Origin of the sequence: Mycoplana rhizolycopersici (genome assembly GCF_013378445.1) — a bacterium.
GTDB classification, from domain to species: Bacteria; Pseudomonadota; Alphaproteobacteria; order Rhizobiales; family Rhizobiaceae; genus Mycoplana; species Mycoplana rhizolycopersici.
In genome coordinates, this window is record NZ_JABXYK010000002.1 from 349,797 (window position 1) to 369,053 (window position 19,257).

At 63.2% G+C, this 19,257-nt stretch carries 22 protein-coding genes; all 22 read right to left on the reverse strand.

All coding sequences use genetic code 11. The features are described from left to right. Positions 1-2: 2 nt before the first annotated feature. On the reverse strand, positions 3-4,658 hold the full coding sequence (locus tag HV823_RS04170; RefSeq protein WP_176948469.1) for a phage tail protein: 4,656 nt from the start codon (positions 4,656-4,658) through the stop codon (positions 3-5). 9 nt (positions 4,659-4,667) lie between these two features. Beyond that, positions 4,668-5,099 carry a GNAT family N-acetyltransferase gene (locus HV823_RS04175; RefSeq protein ID WP_176948470.1) on the reverse strand — a complete coding sequence of 144 codons (432 nt, stop codon included), beginning with the start codon at positions 5,097-5,099 and terminating at the stop codon, positions 4,668-4,670. Further along, on the reverse strand, positions 5,096-5,749 hold the full coding sequence (locus HV823_RS04180) for a hypothetical protein (protein WP_176948471.1): 654 nt from the start codon (positions 5,747-5,749) through the stop codon (positions 5,096-5,098). Before HV823_RS04180 ends, HV823_RS04175 begins: the two co-directional genes overlap by 4 nt. A gap of 69 nt (positions 5,750-5,818) precedes the next feature. Beyond that, entirely contained in the window at positions 5,819-6,016 is a 198-nt protein-coding gene (locus tag HV823_RS04185) for a hypothetical protein (protein ID WP_176948472.1), read from the reverse strand. Positions 6,017-6,044: 28 nt separating this feature from the next. Then, complete coding sequence (locus HV823_RS04190; protein ID WP_176948473.1) at positions 6,045-6,269, reverse strand: hypothetical protein; 225 nt, start codon at positions 6,267-6,269, stop codon at positions 6,045-6,047. A 48-nt stretch (positions 6,270-6,317) separates the two neighbouring features. Further along, the gene (locus tag HV823_RS04195; RefSeq protein WP_176948474.1) at positions 6,318-6,959 is read right to left on the reverse strand and encodes a hypothetical protein; all 642 of its coding nucleotides are present in this window, start codon (positions 6,957-6,959) and stop codon (positions 6,318-6,320) included. A gap of 2 nt (positions 6,960-6,961) precedes the next feature. Continuing rightward, positions 6,962-8,917, reverse strand: coding sequence for a tail tape measure protein (locus HV823_RS04200; RefSeq protein ID WP_176948475.1), 1,956 nt, complete (start codon positions 8,915-8,917; stop codon positions 6,962-6,964). Then, the gene (locus HV823_RS04205) at positions 8,904-9,119 is read right to left on the reverse strand and encodes a phage tail assembly chaperone (protein WP_176948476.1); all 216 of its coding nucleotides are present in this window, start codon (positions 9,117-9,119) and stop codon (positions 8,904-8,906) included. The genes HV823_RS04200 and HV823_RS04205 overlap by 14 nt, the downstream gene beginning before the upstream one ends. A gap of 17 nt (positions 9,120-9,136) precedes the next feature. Further along, positions 9,137-9,541, reverse strand: coding sequence for a hypothetical protein (locus HV823_RS04210; protein WP_176948477.1), 405 nt, complete (start codon positions 9,539-9,541; stop codon positions 9,137-9,139). Then, entirely contained in the window at positions 9,541-9,951 is a 411-nt protein-coding gene (locus HV823_RS04215) for a phage tail tube protein (RefSeq protein ID WP_176948478.1), read from the reverse strand. The genes HV823_RS04210 and HV823_RS04215 overlap by 1 nt, the downstream gene beginning before the upstream one ends. Before the next feature lie 30 nt (positions 9,952-9,981). Continuing rightward, positions 9,982-10,446 (reverse strand): hypothetical protein, encoded by a 465-nt coding sequence (locus tag HV823_RS04220; protein WP_176948479.1) that lies wholly within the window; start codon positions 10,444-10,446, stop codon positions 9,982-9,984. Next, positions 10,446-10,757, reverse strand: coding sequence for a hypothetical protein (locus HV823_RS04225; protein WP_176948480.1), 312 nt, complete (start codon positions 10,755-10,757; stop codon positions 10,446-10,448). Before HV823_RS04225 ends, HV823_RS04220 begins: the two co-directional genes overlap by 1 nt. A gap of 1 nt (position 10,758) precedes the next feature. Then, positions 10,759-11,121 (reverse strand): head-tail joining protein, encoded by a 363-nt coding sequence (locus HV823_RS04230; RefSeq protein ID WP_210270690.1) that lies wholly within the window; start codon positions 11,119-11,121, stop codon positions 10,759-10,761. Then, positions 11,118-11,495, reverse strand: a complete 378-nt coding sequence (locus HV823_RS04235) for a hypothetical protein (protein WP_176948481.1) — start codon at positions 11,493-11,495, stop codon at positions 11,118-11,120. The genes HV823_RS04230 and HV823_RS04235 overlap by 4 nt, the downstream gene beginning before the upstream one ends. 73 nt (positions 11,496-11,568) lie before the next feature. Next, positions 11,569-12,600, reverse strand: a complete 1,032-nt coding sequence (locus tag HV823_RS04240) for a major capsid protein (protein ID WP_176948482.1) — start codon at positions 12,598-12,600, stop codon at positions 11,569-11,571. 27 nt (positions 12,601-12,627) lie between these two features. Next, positions 12,628-12,984 (reverse strand): head decoration protein, encoded by a 357-nt coding sequence (locus tag HV823_RS04245; RefSeq protein WP_176948483.1) that lies wholly within the window; start codon positions 12,982-12,984, stop codon positions 12,628-12,630. 3 nt (positions 12,985-12,987) lie between these two features. Further along, positions 12,988-13,527 carry a hypothetical protein gene (locus HV823_RS04250; protein WP_176948484.1) on the reverse strand — a complete coding sequence of 180 codons (540 nt, stop codon included), beginning with the start codon at positions 13,525-13,527 and terminating at the stop codon, positions 12,988-12,990. 23 nt (positions 13,528-13,550) lie between these two features. Next, positions 13,551-14,456, reverse strand: coding sequence for a S49 family peptidase (locus HV823_RS04255; RefSeq protein ID WP_176948485.1), 906 nt, complete (start codon positions 14,454-14,456; stop codon positions 13,551-13,553). Beyond that, positions 14,453-16,171, reverse strand: coding sequence for a phage portal protein (locus HV823_RS04260; RefSeq protein WP_176948486.1), 1,719 nt, complete (start codon positions 16,169-16,171; stop codon positions 14,453-14,455). The genes HV823_RS04255 and HV823_RS04260 overlap by 4 nt, the downstream gene beginning before the upstream one ends. Next, positions 16,168-16,404: a gpW family head-tail joining protein gene (gene gpW, locus HV823_RS04265; protein ID WP_176948487.1), complete on the reverse strand. Its 237-nt coding sequence runs from the start codon at positions 16,402-16,404 to the stop codon at positions 16,168-16,170. The genes HV823_RS04260 and gpW overlap by 4 nt, the downstream gene beginning before the upstream one ends. Positions 16,405-16,413: 9 nt before the next feature. After that, complete coding sequence (locus tag HV823_RS04270; RefSeq protein WP_176948488.1) at positions 16,414-18,456, reverse strand: phage terminase large subunit family protein; 2,043 nt, start codon at positions 18,454-18,456, stop codon at positions 16,414-16,416. Next, positions 18,453-19,133 carry a hypothetical protein gene (locus HV823_RS04275; RefSeq protein ID WP_246300885.1) on the reverse strand — a complete coding sequence of 227 codons (681 nt, stop codon included), beginning with the start codon at positions 19,131-19,133 and terminating at the stop codon, positions 18,453-18,455. Before HV823_RS04275 ends, HV823_RS04270 begins: the two co-directional genes overlap by 4 nt. Positions 19,134-19,257: the final 124 nt, after the last annotated feature.

Below are 19,257 nucleotides of genomic sequence, written 5' to 3' on the forward strand. Positions count from 1 at the left end.
GATCACCTCTTGGTTGCCATCAGACGCATGTACCTGTTGCGCGCGGTCACCGTGCCGGCGCCATAGACCGACGAGCACCTGACGGAATAGGTGACCGTTCCAGTCCCCGTGAAGGAGGTATCGGAGAATGAGAACGAAACCGTTGGCCGGATCGCGTAGCGCGCATTGGCCGAGGACGGGTCCAGGCCAAACGAGGAATCATTGACGGTGATTGTGTTGATGACCGTGGTGCCTCGCAGGAGCTCGACCGTCGTCACAGTCGTGCCGGGGGACGATGTCCAATACTGCGCACTCTGGTTGATGCCGAAGGAAACGACGATGTCGATGGCGTCGGCATCAGCCAGGCTGATCGACGCCGACTGGATCGTGACCGTCGTCGCTCCGCTCGGCCCAAAGTCACCAGTGTTCCCGTTGGAATATGCGCTGGATACCAGCGTCACGGCATTGGCGCGGATCCGATCTGTAGTGACGCCACCCAGAACGAGGCGGTCGGCGGTGATCGTACCGGCTTCGATCTTGGCGGCCGTAATTGCACCGTTTGCGATCTTGACGGCGGTAACTGCGCTGCTGCCCAGCTTATCGTTTGTGATGGACCCGTCTGCAATCTTGCCGACAGTGATGGAGTTAACGGCCAGATGATCGGCCGTGATCGCCCCATCGACGATCAGTTCGCCACCCTTCTTACGGCGAATGATGACATTGGTGATGAAGGCGTTGTTCGAGCCACCGCCGACGCGCGTAATTTCGATGCGGTTCAGCCGGTCGGCAGCAGCCGGGGCGCTCATCGTCCCGATCGCGCGCTGCCAGCCGACCGAAGTGCCATCAAGGGCTACCGTGCTTCCCGAGATGTAGGCGCCTGCACCGTACCAGACGCAACGGACTCGAAAGCCCCACGAAGCCCCAGAGCCCGAGCCCGCGCAGTCGAACTGAACGTTAAACTGCTCGCCGCCTTGCAAGGGGACATCGAGGCCGGCGGTCGTCATGGTGCGATCGTCAGCGACGCCGGGCGTGGAGAGGATGTAGTCGCCACGCTGCGGCGGGCGTGCGCCGCCGCCGACGACGTTCCAGCCGGTCGGATACGAACTCCAGCCGGCATTGTCCCCGGTCAGCCACTGCCCGTTCGGGGCAATGTTCTCCCAGTCCATGATGACGAGCTGCTTTGCCGTGATCGAGTTCGCGGCAATGTGATTCGCACCGACGCTGTTGGCTGCGATCTTTGCAGCTGTCACAGCTTCTGCCGCGATCTTTAGCGCCGTCACGGAGCTGGCGCCGAGTTCGGTTGCTGTGATCGTGCCCGCTGCGATCTCGTTAGCCGTGACCGCATTAGTGTTGATCTTGTCGGTGGTGACGGCATTGGCGGCGATCTTCACCGCGATGATGGCGCTGGACGCGACCTCAGTTGCCGTCACCGCCCCGGCGTTGATCTTTTCGGTCGTGATGGCATTGGCGAGGACCTTCACCGCCGTGACTGCGTTTGTAGCGATCTCTGTCGCAGTCACGGCACCCGCATTGATCTTCGCCGTGGTAACCGCATTGACCGCAATCTTGTCGGCAATAATTGCACCGTCAACGATCAGTTCGGCGCTTGCCATCTTTCGGAAGACAAAATCCGTCAGCCAAACGTTGCCGGTAGTACCATCGCCTACCAGCGTGATGTTGAGCTCGGTCACTCCGCTGGGTGCTGTGAAGACTGCGGTTCGCTTCACCCAAGTGTTAGCGGCCAGATCCCCGGCGCCGTAAGGGTACCCGGCCAACAACGAGTTGTCTTGGCTTCCAATGCGAAGTTTGCTGTTACCACCCGAGCCGTCCCAAGCGCTGTCCCTGCGCACATAAAACTCAATGTAATACTGCTCGCCAGCGGTTACCGCCAGCTTGGGCGGAAAATTGAAAGCTGTAGTGGCGCCCGCCACGGCACCGTTGATCCGCAACGCGGTTGGTTTGCCGGTCGGGGATGTCGAAATCGTAGCCCAGGTGCCACGCGGCGACGTGCTGACAAACGGGGAATTGGTCTCAATCTCTGCGCCCGCAAGCGGGTTCTCCAAACTGGCAACCAACAGTTTCTGGACCGTGATGGCGCCGGCGGCGATCTCGGTTGCCGTGACTGCGCCGGCCGCGATCTTGCCCGCTATAATGGCATTCGCGGCGATCTTGTCGGCGGTGATGGCGTCCGTGGCTATCTTGGACGCAATGACGGCGTTTGCGGCCAGCTTCGGCGTGGTAACGCTATTGTCCGTGATTTCCGTCGCGACGATGGTGCCGGCAATGTCCGCCGCAGACACACTGGCCGTCCAGGCACCCGACGCGTAGCGATAGAGCTTGCCGTTGTAGAACGCCTGCCGCCCCTCGAAATTCCCCGTTGTCGGCAGAGAGGTGACGATCTCGACCGGCGTGAGGCCGGCGGCGAACTTCGCCGTCGTGATCGCCGCGTCAGCAATTTTGGACGCAATGACAGCCCCGGAAGCGATCTTGTTGACCGTCACGGCATTGTCGGCGAGCTTCGCCATCAGGATCGCGTTATCTGCGACCTTCGCCACCTGAACCGCATTGTCGGCGAGCTTCGCCGTCACAACGGCAACGTCGGCCAGTGCTGCGGCGACGACAGCCTGATTGTCGATCAGTTCCGTTTTGACAGCGGCAAGCTTGATCTTGAGATCGGAAACGGCGCGGTCGGCGAGCTTCAGCTCTGTCACGGCCCCGGTCATAATCTTGTTGGCTTCGACTGCCGCATCGGCGAGCTTCGCCGCGACGATCGCGCCGTCCAGGATATCATCTGCCGCGAGCAGGATTTCCGGCGTGGTGACGTCAAGCCAGTCCGACCAGGTCGTTTTGCGATCCGATACCGGGACGAGGATACCCCGCGCCTGATAGGTGACCTTAGGCAGGAGATTTTGCGAGATCAGTATCGCGCCGGCCGATGGCTCGTCTGTACGGCCGCGCAGGACCACCTCAGCCGTGGCTTTCAGCCTGACGGCAAACTTTATCGCTGAAACGTCGATCAGCCGGCCGGCGTCGTTGTCCCACGACAGCAGGATCGCAGGGCGGCGAGGAACCCCCAAACCATCCTTGACTTCAGCCGGGGCGGCGTACCAGTCAACGATGGGCTGCGGCAATGGCTTGCTGCGATCCAGCTCGCCGTCCGGCTCGGCGCGGAAATCAACATCCTGTTCCCAATCGTAATCGGTCGGATCGACCTCGGTCATATCCACAACGATGTCGAGGTTTTCGCGGTCGATCACGCCGTCTACGCGGAATTTCTTCGAGACGTAGCCATTGCGAACAGAGGTCCAGGTGACGAAGTCGCCCGGCATCAGAGGCCAGTATTTCGGTGGCAGGACGAAGGTGTGGCGCCGCGCGCGTCGGGCTTCCTCGAGCGCAGACTTCATCAGCCGCTGGACCTGCGCCTTGTAGGGCACGAAATCCAGCGTGACGTCGGAAAGCAGGCGGCGATTGCCGTCCTCGGCCTCGAACGTCGGGCTGTAGCGCGGCGGCGCCGGCTTGGCGTTCCAGCCTTCTGCGGGCGACGGATAGGTCGCGACGATACCGTTGATCGTGTCAGCCAGGCCGAAGAACGGCGAGAAGGACTGCTCTTCGGTGGACAGGATATCGGCGTCAGTGATGCCGTAGGTGGACACATCCGATGCACCAATGTGCATGGTGTATTCGCCGCCGGCCTCCGAAAGACGCGCCTGTGCGCTCGTCAGGATCGCCTTGACCGCATCGGCGATCTGCGCGCCAACCTGAATTTCGCCACCGCACCGGAACATCGGTTCCAGCGCGCCGCCGGTGCCCTTGATGGTGGCGCGGCACTTCCCGATTGCCGCAATCCACGCCGACACCGGTAGGCGCGCGGCCGACATGCCCTGGAGGCCGTAGAACCACGTTCCCTGGAAGGTAACGCCGCGCAGGACGTTATAGAGCTGGACGGCGGGCAGGTGGTCGCCGTCGCCGCCCCAGGTCGAAGGGTCGGACCAACGCTGCGGGCCAACGCCGCCAACGGAGCTGTCTTTCGAAGGATCGTAGAGCTTGATGCCGTTCAGTTCGAACTTGAACTGCGGAAAGCCGGTGAACAGCTCTTCCTTGATCTGCGCGGTGATGACGACATAGGCCACGCCCACGCCGACGCGAGTATCCTGATACGGCCGGTTCGGCGACGACACCGTGTTGACGAGGAAGGGATCGGCGACGGTCTGGGTGCCGTCGTAGAACTTGATCCACAGCGCATTGTCGCCATCATCCTCATATTCCTTAACCGGGAAACCCCAGTCGGGATATGCGTGGTTGTCATAGTCGATCGTGCACTTTTCGCCATTGACCCAGAGGCCGGCGAGCGAGCAGCCCGGCAGATCGGCAAGCGCGATCACCTGCGTGAAGTAGGCATTCGGCGTCTTGCCGCCATCGGCCCACGTGTTGGCATAAACAAACGAGCCGGCCGTCGCCGTGTAGCCGATCGGGAAAGATCGCGCCACATCGCCACCGGACTGCAACTGGCCCTGGATCGCGAACGGCGTCTGTTCTGGCTGGCCCGCCAGCGACGAAGCGAGCAGGTTCAGGCCGATGCCAACTGCAGCCTTGAGGATGAATGCACCGACACCGCCGGCGAGGAACGTGCCGGCGAGCAGCCCGCTGATGCCGGCCGCGATGCTGGAGAAAATCGCCATGATGTCTCGTCACAAGAACTTGAGAAAATGCGTCTCGGCTGGCGCGTAGCCGCGCCGCTCATAGAGGGCGGAGACGTCGTTGCTGGCGAGCGAGGCCATGCCGATGACGACGCACCCCTGATCCCTGGCCCACGCCTCGTAGGCGTCGAGCATTCTCACAGCTCCACGCCCGCGATGGGCCTCGGCGACAAACCAGACGGTTTCCTTTGCCCACCGGCCGGAGCCGAAGGGATGGTCAAAGGCGACAGCCATCAGAATGCCTTGCGCAACGCCGCCGACGTCGAGGACGAAGCAGCAGGCGTCAGGACTGTCCAGATGGTGGAGGAAGAGCGCGTGGGCATGCGCGCCGCTGAACGGCCACGGAAATCCGGCCGCTATATGGCTCTGCTTCAGCAACAACGCGCAGCGTTCGCGATCGGACGCGGCGGCATGGCGGATCATTTGGCTTTGGCCTTTTTGCTCGCGACCTTGCCGTTCTTCCGACCCCAGAAAAACTCCCATTCGCCCACGGTCGGAGCGTCCTGAAAGAAATTGTCCGTCGCCGATCGCAGGCGCTGGCTTGTGTCCGACCGGGTATCCGGATTGCTGCGCATCAGCTCCTGCGTATGGCTGACGCAGGTCAAGGTGACGCTCCCAGCCTCGTTTTCTTCCGGCGTCTTGATCTCGATTTCATCGACAAAGCCGGTAAAGCGGCAAAATGCGGGAGCAACGAGCAGCCGCGTATCAGGACTGAGGAGGCCCCGATAGACCTCGACGCGCGCCTGTTTCATATCGTAGAGCCGGACCGCCTGCTGGACGAGGTCGTTAATCTGGCTCATGACGATGGGGACCGACTGCACCGTCACGTTCGACACCATCGGAATGGCGCCGATCGATATCAGCGTGCCGGTTCCGTACCAGGTGCGCTCGACGGGAAGGCCGGTATCGGGATGAGTGATGGGCGCGACAACGTTGCCGACACCCGACCAGAAGCCGGACGCCTGCGGGCCGCCCGTGACGCGATCCCGCGCGATGATCCAGAGGAAGTCACGCGGCACAAGGCGGCGTCCGGCCAGCGCGGCCGAATTTTCATAGGACAGGTTTCTGGGCATGGATCAATCAGCCTGTTCGTGGAAGGCAGGCGCCGACGCATCGGCGCCGGCGGCATGTTCGATCGACGGCTATTCAGTCGGCGCGGGGGCCGGCTCGGACGGTCGCACCGGTTCCTTCACCACCGAATGATCGTGCCCGCCGTTGAAGACGACATCGCCTTCATCATCATAGACGCGCACGCCCATGCCATCGACCTCGCAACGCGATCCCTGCACGGTGAAGAGAAGCGTGCCGCCCTTGCGGACCTCGTAAGTCTTGTTTGCCATTTCTTTCGTCCCTTCGATGTCTGATTGATCATTCGGCCCCGGCGGACTCGCCATCGATGACGACGACAGGCACGTTCTCGCCGGGATCTTCGCCAACGATGGACGCGACGAATTCGGGATCATGCGCCTTGAGCCGGTTCAGCGCGGCGGCGAGCTGCTGAGACAGCTTGTCAATGCCGGTCGCGTACCGCTCGACTTCCGCTTGCAGAGAGGCGTTCTGGGATTTCAGGCTATTTATGTACGTCTGCGACATGGGATGCGCTCCATGGTTGGATTGACTTTAGGAAGGAACGAGGCGGGCTTATCGAGCTTCGATCGCTCTGAAGCTGATTGCGCCACGGCCGGTGACGAGATCGGCCGGCGTCGAGATCGAGCCCGGAACGATCGTCATGAGGCAAAAGGGTTTGTGAACCGACACTGCGTCACCAACGGCCGTTTCCGGCCAGAAGTGCGGACGAACCTCGACACCGCCAGCAACGCCAGCACCACTCGCCACGACGCGATTGACGACGCGATGAAGATTGCGCGAGCCGATGCGCAGAAAGTCGCCGCGCGAGACGACATAGCCCGCCGGGAGATCCGAAACCGTCAATTCCTTGTTGCTGGCCCAGCGCGCGCTGAGTGTGGCCGTGTGCCCGCTGAACGCCGAGCCGGTTGGCCAGGAGCCATTCGGATAGGCGATCGGGAAGCAGCGGGACAACGGATAGGCCAGAAACTGCTGCTGCCCACCGTCGAGAACGTCGAGCCGGGCGCGCCAGTAATCAAGATCGTTCGGCGAGAGCGTCGTCGTCGCATAGGCAGCCTGCCAAAGGGGGGCGCCAAGATCTTTGACAACAGTCACGCCACCGGCGGCGCGAGACTGTTCCTCACGGCGCAAAAGCTGGAACTCGGTGGCCCAGCCAGGGAAGTCCGCCAGCAGATCGAAGGGAAGGCTTATCGGCATGATTACCAACCCTTCTGCGGACGAGCTCGAACGATCTTGACGACACGTGCTTCCAGTTCCGCATTCGCCTTCGCGAGTCCCTTCTCCAGCCGCACGACGGCAGCTTCATCAGCACCCCGTGCATCAATGTTGTTGACATTCGAGAAGTTAAAACCGTCACCCCCGGCCTGCCCACGTGCAGATGAAGGCAGGCTCCGATCGCGGGCGTCCATCTTCGAAAGAGCCGACAGCGTATGGTTCGGGATGATTTGCGCGCCTGGTCGGACATTGAGCAATTCCGGTCCCTCTTCACCCACCCACGTAAGTCCTCCCCGCCAACGATCGGAGCCCTTTGCGTTGCCGGGCAGACCAAAGATGCGCCCGAAGAACTTTCCGAGAAGTCCGCCACTCTCACCGCCAGATCCAGCAGTGCCGAAGAGGGAAGAGAACGCACTGTTGAGCAACTCATCGGAAAGGCGCGCCAGCGCACCTTGCAGCGCCTCCGTCGCCTTCTTGCCATCGAGCAGATCCTGGACGAAGCCTTGGGTTGTATCAGCTGCCACGTCATTGAATTCGGCGAGGCGATCCTGCAATTCTTCCTGGCTACGCGTGAGACGGATTGTTTCCTGCTCGGCGGAACTCATCTCTACCGCGAGCGCGGCGAGCGCATCCTTCTGCGCTGGCGTCAGGTCGATCCCGGCACGGAGCGCTTGCGCCAGAAGTTCGTGCTCATAGCGCAGCTTTCCAGCCGACTCGCTCGTCAACCCGAGCGCTTGCTGCTCGACTGCCTGCGTCGCGATGAATTCCCGCGCCTTGTCGATGATCTGCTGATATTCGTCCACCGCAGTCTTGCCGGCACTCTTCCCCTTGGACGAACTGCCAAATCCGCCGGGCGGCGATTTGGGCGGGGTCCATGTGCGTTCAGCGGAACGATCCATGCTGGTTACACGGCCATTGAGAACGCCAGTAATGCGGGCACCCTCCTCGGAGAGTTGCCGCAACTCGTCCTTAAGCGCCGCGACCTTTCCGGACACGCCCGCAAGTGCGGTGTTCTTGCTGTCCTCGAACCCCAGGTCCCGAGCGACCGATGAGAGTTTCTCAGTTTCCTCACGCTGCGCTTGCTGCTTCTCCAGGATTTCGGTTTCTATTTCCAGCCGGCGCTTGTCGATCTCTATTTGACGGTTCTTAAGCGTGCTGTTCGCCTGGTTCTGGAAGTCGCGGAAGCCATCGATGAACTCGGCGAGGCTGTCGGCAGCGGACACGATCGCGCTTTTCAGGGCGGTTCCGACAGTGCTTGCAACGATGTTGAACTTGCGATCAACCTCGGCCGCCCGTTCGATCAACTGCTCATCCATGAGGATGCCGAGATCGTTTGCAGCCTTTATTTGAGCGCGGATGCCGGCCTCGCCCTGCTCGATCAACTGCACGAATTTCTCGCCTCCGGAGCCGCCAAACACCTCGTCGGCGATGCGGATCTGCGCTGCCCGGTCGAGATGGCCAAGCTTGCCGATGATCTCCGTAAAGAGAGCGGAGGGATCTTCGAGCTTGGTCTTCAACGTTTGCGCATCGAGGCCTAGCCGCTGAAACGCCTCGGCGGCGGCGCCGCCGCCGGTAACGATGAACTCATCCGCGCGCAGGCTGAGTTCTTTCAGTCCGTCGACCATGGCGTCGACGCCAACGCGGTTTTGCTCCGCGACGAACTTCATCTCCTGGAAAGCCTTGACACTGACGCCCGCCCGCCGGGCTTCGTCACCGATCGCAGCAACCTCGCTGGCGGCTTGTCGGGCCGATGATACGAGGCCGGCCACGCTCAAAGGGATCGCCAACGCGCCAAGGCCGAGGGCTGTCGTCTTGATGCGGGCGAAGGCTGCCGTCACTTGGCCGGCGGACGTGCGCGCAAGCGCCGTGAACCGACCCAGGGCGGCCTCGGCGTTACGGGTGACGGCAGTAATGAAGACGGGAATTTCAGGACGGCTCATTTGTCGGCAATTTCCTGATCGATTTGGATTTGCCGCTCGCCGCCGCAATGCGGCGGACAGCTTCTCGCGAGAAGGCGGTCGGCGCCTGAAAGCCCCCGGTCAGCCCCTCCAAGGCCAGATTGAACTCGACAAGCGTGGCGTTCCAGAACTCCGCCGGCCGCCATCCCAGGTGACTAGGCGATGTCGCTATCCGGAACGCCATTTTGACGTGTTCGCTGATCAGAAGGGGCTGAGCGGATTTCCCAGGACGGCATCCTCGGCAATCTCGTGCGCGGATCGTTGATCCCGCCTGGTCGAGCCGCCGCGCGCATGGGCGGTAAATGCGGTCTCGACAGCGACCTGCCAGCTGTCAGAATCCGCGATAGAGATATTGTCGTCACGCAGGATGCGCGCGCAAAGGCCGGAGGCCTTGTCCTCATCGTCGGCGACGATTAGCGCGCGCACCGCGCACGCGACGGCGAACGGCTCGAACGAGAACAGCCGTCGATAGATGGTTTCGATGCCGTCGGCGTTCATGGCCTTGGACAAGCGGACGAGACCAGACCAGGTGACGGCGATCCGAAACTCGATGTCGCCGATCCTTACCTCAGCCTCTCCACGCAAGGGGTTGGACGGAGCGTCCATCAGGCGGCTGCCTCGAAGACGGCGTTGTTCATCGAGAACGTGATATCGATCTGCAACTCACTGCTCTTGTCGCCGTTGAGGTTGCTGTTCGTGAAGATGGCGTCGCCCTCGAAGGTGCCGAGGCCGGGCACAACGACCTGATAGGTCTCGACCACCTGGTTAATGGCGTCGGCGACAACCGTCTTCATGGTGACGCTCGACACGAAGGCACCCTGCCCACTGACGACGATCGATTGAATGCCGTACATGCTGGCCTTCTTGAGCTTCGAGCCGGGAGCAAGGCAGTCCGGCTTGGTGATGTCGATCTCTTCGTTATTGATCTGGATTGATCGCTGCTCGGTGATGCAGACGGGATCGAAGCCGTCGGCGCCATCCGAGCGCTTGATCACGAGTTCGCGTCCAAGTGCCATGATAATGGTCCTCTTCTCAGGGTTAAGCCGTCAGTTCGCGGCCGTTGTGGGATCAGAGGCGAGCGTCTTGTAGCTCACCGAATAGGTCAGGCTGCCGACGCAGAGGGACAGCCCGGTCTGGTGATTGACGTAGTGCCGGCTGGACATCAGCACGGTCTCGACGGTGAGACCTGGCGCCTTCACCGCGGCACCCATCGCCGCCTCGATGACGACGCACAGCTCGTCGAACTCTTCTTCCGGATCGTCGTCGCGCAGGTGCACGATGATGGAGAGCGGCAGGTCGCGGTCATATCCGTCCTCGCCATTCAGCCCGGCAAAGGCGCGGATCGTCGCCCGCTCTTCGCCGTCGGCCCAGCTCAGCGTCAGGGCCGGGAGCATCTCCTGCGGAATTGGCCCGGATCGGCCACGCTTGACCTTGCCCGCCGCCTCAAGACCGGGGATGGCTGCCAGGCGGTCACGGTAGAAGTCGAAGATCCGGGTGCGAAGGTGCGCCATCAGGCGCCCCCTTGGCCGATGTCGCGCAGTGCCTGTTCGGCGACGGCGAAGCTGTAGCCCCTGCCGATGATGTCCTCTCGCGACAGTTTACCGTCGCGAAGTCGGCGCACGTCGGCGCGGACAGCGCCGCGGAGCTTGGCGGGAAGCTGCTGCCACGGGCGCTGCGCCATGCCGCTGACAGTGCGGCGGGCATCAACCTTGGCTTCGGTTTCCTCGGAAGAAAACAGAACCTGGCAGAGCGTGCCGAGCGGATCGCTGGCAGCCACCGGCGGCCCTATTGCCGTTTCCGGAATGGAAGTCCGTTTCGTCATGTCATATGTCTCCCGAGAGATGGATGCGCACCATGGCGCGCCCGTCGTCACTATTATCGCGGATCTCGAACGCGGCATTGACGCCGGTTCGCACCCCGTTGCGATCGAGTTCATGGATGATGACGCTGTCGCGCTGGCTCATGAGCCCCGCGACGCTTTCGGCTGAGACCGACAGCAGGTGCGTGGTGCCTTCGACCGCCTGGCCGAGTTCTTCTGCCAGATCGATCTCGCGCCATTTGCGCAGGATCCCGCGGACGGGCGGCCGGCCGATGCCGGCAATGGTGAAGACGGCATCGACATTGCCGAAGGTTTTTTCGAAAGCCGCCCCCATCCGCCGGAACAGCGCCGGCCGCGCGTCGATCATTTGCCGGCGCCGCTCTTGGCTGCGGCCTCAAGGGATGCGACCCGATCGGCCAGCACCTTGTTATCGTCGAGCAACTGGTCACGTTCCTTTGTCACCTTGTGGAGATCCTGCTCCGCCTCCGATGCGCGATCGAGGAGCATGTCGCGCTCGTCACGGATCGTGTCGAGAGTCGCCTGCAGGTTGGCGATCTCGCTGGACTGGGTCTGCGCGCCGCTTTCGGGGCCGCCCGTCCAGTCGCCAAAATTGGCGCGAAGGCTGATAACCTCCTCGTCGCTCAGGCCAGTCTTTCCGCCGAGGGGAACGGGCTTGCCCGGCGCATAGGTCTTGTTGCCGCATTTCACGGTAACGTTGAACTTCTCGGTTTTCGTGCTCATGGATCTCTCCGATCGGGTTCTTGCAACAGGAGATCGCCCGGCAATGCCGGACGATCACGCGTCGTGCCGGGCGTCAGCGCACCAGCGCAAACAGGCTGGCGTTCGGTTCCGGAACGATGGGAAGCGGCGCCGACTGCGTCTGCACGACGGTGCGGGACGGGTTTCGTTCGGCCCACATGTCGGGGAAGCGCTCGACCGACCGGAGAGACTGGTTGTCGAGGATAGCGCCGTAACCGAACATGCCCTGGAACTGGAAGGGATCGAAGATGCCGACGCCGTAGGTGGACCAGAAGTTGTTCTTCACCCCGCCGACGGTATAGGGCTGCGAGTACTGGACGAAGGTCAGCTCGCCGATCGTGCCGAGCACGGTCGAGTACTTGTTCTCGGCCCCGGTCGAAACAACGCCGAGTTCCATGCTGCCCGTTGCCTGACGACGATTGTCGAGCATTTCCATGAAGCGCGCAGACCGTTTCAGGAAGCCCGCAGCTCCACCGCCGAGCAGAACCTCGCGAGCGGTAAAGCCGTCGGTGTCGACGAGCAGTTGGCACCATTCCTCGATATCGTCATAGGGATCGACGTCGGTCTCACCCCAGCGCGCCGTCGAGGTGAGCGCGATGGTCAGTGCGGCATCGCGACCGTAGTTGATCGTCTGCGTCGGATAGTCCTCGCCGACAACCGTCACCTGTCCGGTGCGGATCGCCTGCGAGCACATGAACTCCTCGCGGCGGGTGACACGCATATCCTGATCGTCGATGATCATGGCGAGGTTGTAGGCGTAGCGGTCGGCCGGCGACATCTCGCCGCCGATGCGCTCGCCGGGAATGCGGATCATGTTGCCGCGCGGGCGCAGCGTGTTCTGCGGCTTCACGTAGGCCGGCGTGAAGCTCGTGGCCTTGAAGCCGCGATTGGCGCTGTCCTTGCCCGGAACGTCGGGATGGACGAAGGGAGCAAGCTCGCGATCCGGCAGGATCTTGTCGAAGACGATCTCTTCGGCATCCGACAGCACGGTCGTACCGAAATAGCGATCGCGAAGGAACGCTTCCGGCCGGTCGCGCGGCGGCAGAACCGCGGTGAGTTCTGCCGTATTCAGGAGAATATCAGCCATGGATGGTGCCCTTTCTGGGAGATGGCGTTACTTCAGCGTGCGGACGTAGAGGGGCGCGCCTTCCTTGCGGAACGCAGCCTCGACGGTCGCGGCGGTGTGACCCGTGCCGAAAACGAGTTTGGTGGAATCGAAGGCGCCGGAGGCATAGGCCGGCACGACCAGGTCGCCGCCGCTGGCGTCGGCATCGGCCGCAAGCACAAGGCCCGGCGTCTGGGAACCATCGGCGGAGGCGGTCAGCGACAGGGTATACTTGTCGCTTGCGGTGATGTTGCCGAGCACGGCACCACGCTTGAGGTTCTGCCCGCTGATCAGCGTGACGTTGCGGGTGATCACCGGCACGTCGCTGACGAGCAGGTCGTTCGGGGAAAAAGTCGCAGTCGCCATGGCTCAGGCTCCCTTGCGGTTACGGCCGTGCAGGCCATTGATGAAGTTTCCGACCGAGGCGGTCAGATGCTGGCGCGGCGACGAGCCGCCACCGGCGTCACCGGCCCCGAGTGCCGGCACGCGGCCTTTCATCTTCCCGGCCAGCCGACCGTTTGCCGCCGAGGACGACAGCAGCGCGCCGGCTTCCTTTGCGGAGTAGTGGCGCTTGCCGAAGGCGAGTTCGGCGGCGAGCCCCGGATTGGTGTCGGCCTTCGGGTGCGTCAGGATCGCGTGAATGCGACCCTGTTCGGCGCGCCGGATGGCCGAGGCGGAACGGCCCTCGGACTGCTCGTCCTCTTCGCTGGGCGCTTCGTCCTCGGCGTCTTCGTCCGGCTTTTCCTCTTCGGCGTCCGGATCACGTTCCTCGTCGGACGCATCCTCGTTGCGCTCGTCATCGGAGACCTGCTCGTCGTCCTCGATGTCTTCCGGGCGCTCGTCTTCCATCTTGCCGCGCACAGCGGCGAGCACGCTGCGAGCCAGCGTGGCACGGGTCAGCTTCGACATTCCTGTCTCCTGTGATTTTGGGATCAGCCGGCGGTCCGGCTCAGTTCTGCTTCGAAGGCCGCAAGGACCTGAGTGGGCCGCGCCACAGCATCGGCGAGACCAGCCTCGACCGCCTTCTGGCCACGGTAGACACCCGCCTCTGTCGCCAGCGCGGATTCCAGTGAGAGCCGGCCGGCGCGGAAACGGGAGACGGTTGCGGCGAACTCGACGCGAAGCTCTTCGAGCTCGGCAAGTTCGCGCTCCACCACTTCCTTCGGCAGGGGCTCATAGGGGTTGAGGTCGGCCTTGTGCGCGCCGGCCTTCAGGATCGTGACGTTGAGCCCTTCCTTGGCGAGCCAGGCGCTCATGTCGACATGCATGGAAATGACACCGATCGAACCGCAAATGCCGGTCGCTGGGATGACGATCTGACGCGCTGCGGCGGCCAGGAGATAGCCGGCCGAACAGGCATGATCTGTCAGAACCGCAATCGTCGGTTTGGCCTTCGACAGCTCGAAGATCAGCTCGGCGCAATCGAAGGCGCCGGTCACTTCGCCGCCAAAGCTGTCGACCTCCAGAATGACGCCCTTGATAGAGGCATCCTGAATGCAATCGGCGACCTGGACGCCGATGCCTTCATAGCTTGTCATGCCGCTGGACTTACCGAGCCACCTGCCCTTGTTGACGAGGGAACCTTCGATCTCGATGAGAGCTATTCCTTCCGCCGCGCGATCGGGACCGCGGTAGATCTTGTCACCCTCCCAGTCGACCGCGTTGCGCAGCTTCTGGCCGACGAGGCCCATGCTCTCGTCGCCAGAGATGGCGACGGCGGCCTCCGGATGCCCCAGAACCCTAGGACCGAAGGCGCGGGCTATGACGTCGCCTTTGGCCGGATGCAGCATCAACGGTGTGTTGAACATGCGGCTGGCGATTTCGGGATAGTTCGTCATGTGCGCCTCCGGATCGAGGGAATGCCAAGGGCATGGCGGGTCGACCGGCGGCCGTTCACCTGTTCCTCGATCTCCGTGTCCTGATCCTGATCATCGAGCGGCGCGCCGCCGTTGTGGCCGACCATGCCGTCACCCATGGCCGGGTGCTTCAGACCGCGCTCGGCATAGTAGCGAACCTCGCGCGCCAGCTCGTCGGCATCCGTCTTCCAGTCGCGGCCTTGTTCGGCCGCCTCGTGCTGCAGCGTCGTGAGACCGCGTTCGAGACGTTCGCCGGCAGCCTGCGCCTCACGTAGCGGGTCGATCCAGCCGCGGCCGGGACCGATCCAGTCGGCATGGCACCAGGCGGCGGGGTTCTCGTCAAAGGGAACGGCCCCCGCCGGGATCTCGACGAGCCTGCGATCGAATACCTCTTCCAGCCAGGCCCGGTAGATAGGCGCCATAAACTGGGCTGCGAAGTTGCCCTTCTTCGCGGTGAAGCCGCGCCAGATCTCCAGAAGGGCGGCGCGCGCGGAGGAGTAATTGACCTGGCTCCAGTCCATCGTCAGCTGCTCATAGGTGAGGCCGACAGCAGAGGCGATCTTGCGCAGCGCCGCATTCACGAAGGCCTCGAAGTTCGCATTCGGATGTTCCGGCTTCATCAACTTCGCCTGCTCACCGGGCTGCAGCATGTTTATCCTTACGCCGGGAATCTCGATCGGAGCTGCGCCGTAGTAGGCTTTCTGCGCCTCAGCCATCTCGCCGTAGAGCTTGCCGAGCGTGCCCGTGTTGACCTCGGCACCCATCGCATCGAGGAACTCTTCCGGATCGAAGGGGGTCTCGATGAAGGCGGCCATGACAGCGTTCAGCAGCGCCGCCTGGCTTTCGAAGTCCTCATAGTCGGTCGATTGTTTGATCGAACGCATGACCGGCGCCCAGTCGGAGACGCCGCGCGTCATGCCTGCCCGCTTCTGCTCGAAGCTGTGCACCACGACGGGCCGACCCCATTCGGTGGCCCGCTCGACATATTCCCATGACCAGATACCGGTATTGCCGGCATAGACGTCGCCGGGATGCGACTTGCGGAAATGATAGCCCTGCGGCGCGCCGTAGCCGTCGATCGCGACGCCATCACGCAGGAATTCCTCGTCCATCCGGCCGTTTGGATTGCAGCAACGCGCCGGATCGATCACATGTACCGCGGTCGAGAACTGCGGCGCATCCTCCTGCCAGATGATGATGCCGAAGGCCTCGCCCTCAGGGCCGAAGCGCTGGCGTGCGGCAAGGCCGAGGATACCGGCCATCGTCTTCGTCCGCTCGGCATCGCACCAGTTGTCGACATCGTTGGTGTAGTCCCGCCACAGCGCCTCGATTCGGTCGCTGATCTCCTCGGCCTGATCGAACGTCATGTTGAGCGAGACGTGGTTCGGCCGTGCCGCGAGACGCCAGCCGGCGCCGACGATGTTGTCGACGAGACGCGAGGTGCCGGCAGCACCCCAGCCATCATTGCGGGCGACGTCGTTCAGGCGATCGACAAGGGTGCGGCGCGACCAGCTGAGCGCGGTCTGGCCGGAATAGTTGCCCACGTCCCACTTGGCAAAGTTCGGATGATCGTAGGCTGCACCCTGATAGGCGGCCGACGACATCGCCCGGTTCTTCGCCATCTGGACACGCGCGGCGGCGCGCACCTGCGGGGCAAGCGGACGGGCGTCGGGACCGAGGATCTGCGGCGCCGTCATCCGAACACCACGCCGCGAGACCGGGCACGAGCCGAGGATCGAAGGCCGAGCTGCGCCTCGAGGCTGCGGATGTACTGGCGGAGCCTACCGGCATCGGCCACCGAATAGGTGACGGTTTCGCCGTTGTAGGCGAGGCTGACTGTCGCCTCGCCGATCTCCAGCTTGTGGAGGGAGGTGCGCGCTTCGTCGAGCCGCGCCTGGATAAGCGCGCGCTGCTCTTCGGTCAAAGACATGGAAACGTCCTATCGGTTGCGGGCTGCGTTGCGGGCGGCACGAGCCAGTGCCGCGGCGACGCGCGCGGACTGGTCATTCTCGGTCGGCTTGTCAGCCAGAGTCTTGAAGCTGTCAGCGCCCGGCATGAGCAGCTCCTCTATGTCGTGCTGTTCAGGAACAGGCGTCTTTTCGATACGATCAGCCACGGCATCCCACTCGTCATCGCCCCAATACGGAAGGCCGAGCCGGTAGGCACCGGCGAGGCTCTGGTTCAGCATGTCCATCGCCTCGTTGCGGCGGCCCTCAGAAAGGCGCCAGACGTAGCGGGTGTGTCCGGTACGCTTTGACTTTTCCGGCACGCGGGACTCCGCCGTCGCCTGTCTGAAGAATTCGTCGCCGAGACCGCGGGCAAACTGGATGTAACCGGCCTGCGCCGGATCGTCCTTCTTGAAGTCGCGATAGAGGCGCAGTTTGAAGGCCGAGGCGTTGAACGTGTAGAAGCGCGACGTCCATTTCTGCTTCTTGCGCCGGCCCTTCTTGTCGTGCTCATGCGCCTGGGCGATGGCGGGTGCGGCATCCGAGCTGCCGCCACGCACCATGATCACCTTCGACTTTGGATGGCGGCGGACCCAGCCATAGACATCATCGGTATAGGCGTTGCCGTCGATCGCCAGAAAGTCGCAAGTGCGCTTACGTCCGGCGACATCGGGGAACTGCCGTATCAGAAGCCGGTCAAGTTCGTCGCGGACCTGCGTTTCCGAGATATGCCCGGAATGTTCCTTGAACTCCGCAAGATGGCGACCGGCACGATTGTCGATGACGCCGCAATCGATCACTGCGCGGTAACGGTTACGACCATAACCGACGAGGGTCCATTCGACGCGGTCGCCCTGGACGTCCACACCGATGACCAGTACGAGCGCCTCGGCGGGAATGACGCCGCGGGCAAAGCCGGTATCCTCGGCGCGGTCACGGAGCACTTCCCAGTCGACGGCCTTGTTGTCGGCTTCATAGGCAAGGCCGAGCCAGTCGTTGAAGAACGTCTGCTCTGCGCCCGATCCGTCCTCGCGCTTCTCCGGACCGCCTGCCTGCAATCCCAGATATTCGGCGGCGAGGTTCTCCCAGCGCTCGAACGGCGAATAGGCCATCCAGATCCGGAACGACCGATGCCGCCGCGCCCGCTCCGGATATTTGGCGACCCACCTGGCGCCGTTCTCCGGCTGCACCATCCACTCGCGATGATGCTCCTGGATCTCGCAGCCGCATTCGACGCATACGAAGTGCGCCTTCTCCGGGTGCGCGGGGTCGATATGGTCCCGCATGTTCTCCCAGCGCAGATCCTGCAGGTGTCCGCAGTGGGGACAGGGAACGTGATAAGTCTCCTGCGTGCCCTCGTCGAAGTTCTGCGTGATCTTGCAGCCGGGCGACACCATCGGCGTCGAGATCTTGAAGATCTTGCCGGTGAAGAACGCCTTCGTTCGGCTGTCGGCCTGGACCTCCGGATCGCCGGCCTCATTCTTCTGCCACTTCGCCAGGTCGTCCTGGACCTGCTTGCGCGGCGAGATCATCGACAGGCCGGCGGGCGAATTGGCGCCTGCCGCCTGGATCGCGCCGCGCCCGTCGATCCGCTCCTTGTAGAGCACCTTGTTGCTGGCCTCGCGGCTGTTCGTCGAGAACAGCGCGGCAATCCGCGGCGTCTCCCGCACGAGCGGCATCAGCTTCGTTTTCGACCAGCGCGCGGCGTTCTCTTCCGTCGGATGGACGTAGAGGAAGTCGCCGGGCGTCATGTCGAGCGAGCCGAGCGTGAAGATGTTGGCGCAGATCGTGCCGCCAATCTGCGCCGACTTCGCCAGGCTGACGACGTTGCAGGGATCTTCCGGCGACAGCGCCCTCAATATCTCCGAGAAGAACGGCACCAGCCGCTCATTATACGGGCCGGCGTGGTCGGTGATGCGCTCGGAAAAGACGATGTTGTCCTTTGCCCATCGCAGATAGTCGACCGGCGGCGGTGGCTCGGTGACCTCGGCCAACACGTCATAGACGAGCCTCGCCGGGTTATAGAGCATCGTCATTCGGCGCCGTCCTCGTCGTCTTCAACGTGCTCGGGAAGGTCCGCCTGGCGCTTGCGGAAATCCTCCGCCGCCTTCGCGCGAACACTGCGGAAAGTTTTGAGCAACGCATGCTGCACGTCGTGCTGGGGAATGCCGAACTGCGCGGCCATGACCTTCGCCATCTCGCCAATCCCCATTTCCATGACCTTGAACGCCTCGGCCGCGACCCGTCCCATCTCCCGGCGCGCGACCTCGGCAAGCATGTAGCGGCCGATTTCGAGCATCTCCTCGCGCTCGGCCTTTTCGGTCGCGATCCGCTCGCGACGAAGGCGGAGCTGGGCCAGCTCGTCCTGCGTCGGATCGGTCGGCGCCGGGGGCAGCGTTGGCGCCGACACCTGCTTCCGATCGGGCTCGCGCCGTTCTGTCGGTGGGGCCTGCGGTTCCGCCGTGCGATCGGCCGGCATCGCATCAGCACTCAGGGCAGCCGCACCGTTCGCACCGAAACGCTGGCTGGGGTCGAGGAACCGGCGAAGCTGCTGCTTGGCAACCTCGGCCCGGATCTTCGCATAGCGCCCGGCGCCCTCGATCGCGTCGCCGCTGATCTGGCCCTCGGCGATGTACTGAGAGACGCGCCCTGGCGAAACGCCGATATGGGCCGCGAACTCGCCCTTGCTCATCGCCACCGCAGTGCCGTCCATCTTTAGGCGCTCGCTCGTCTTTAGCCGTTTCGTCTTTAGCGCCCGACTTTAGGCTTCAGAAATTCACACGGTCTGGACAATACCAGCGGTGCCAAATACCCGCAGCGCCGGTCTGGCCGGGGAG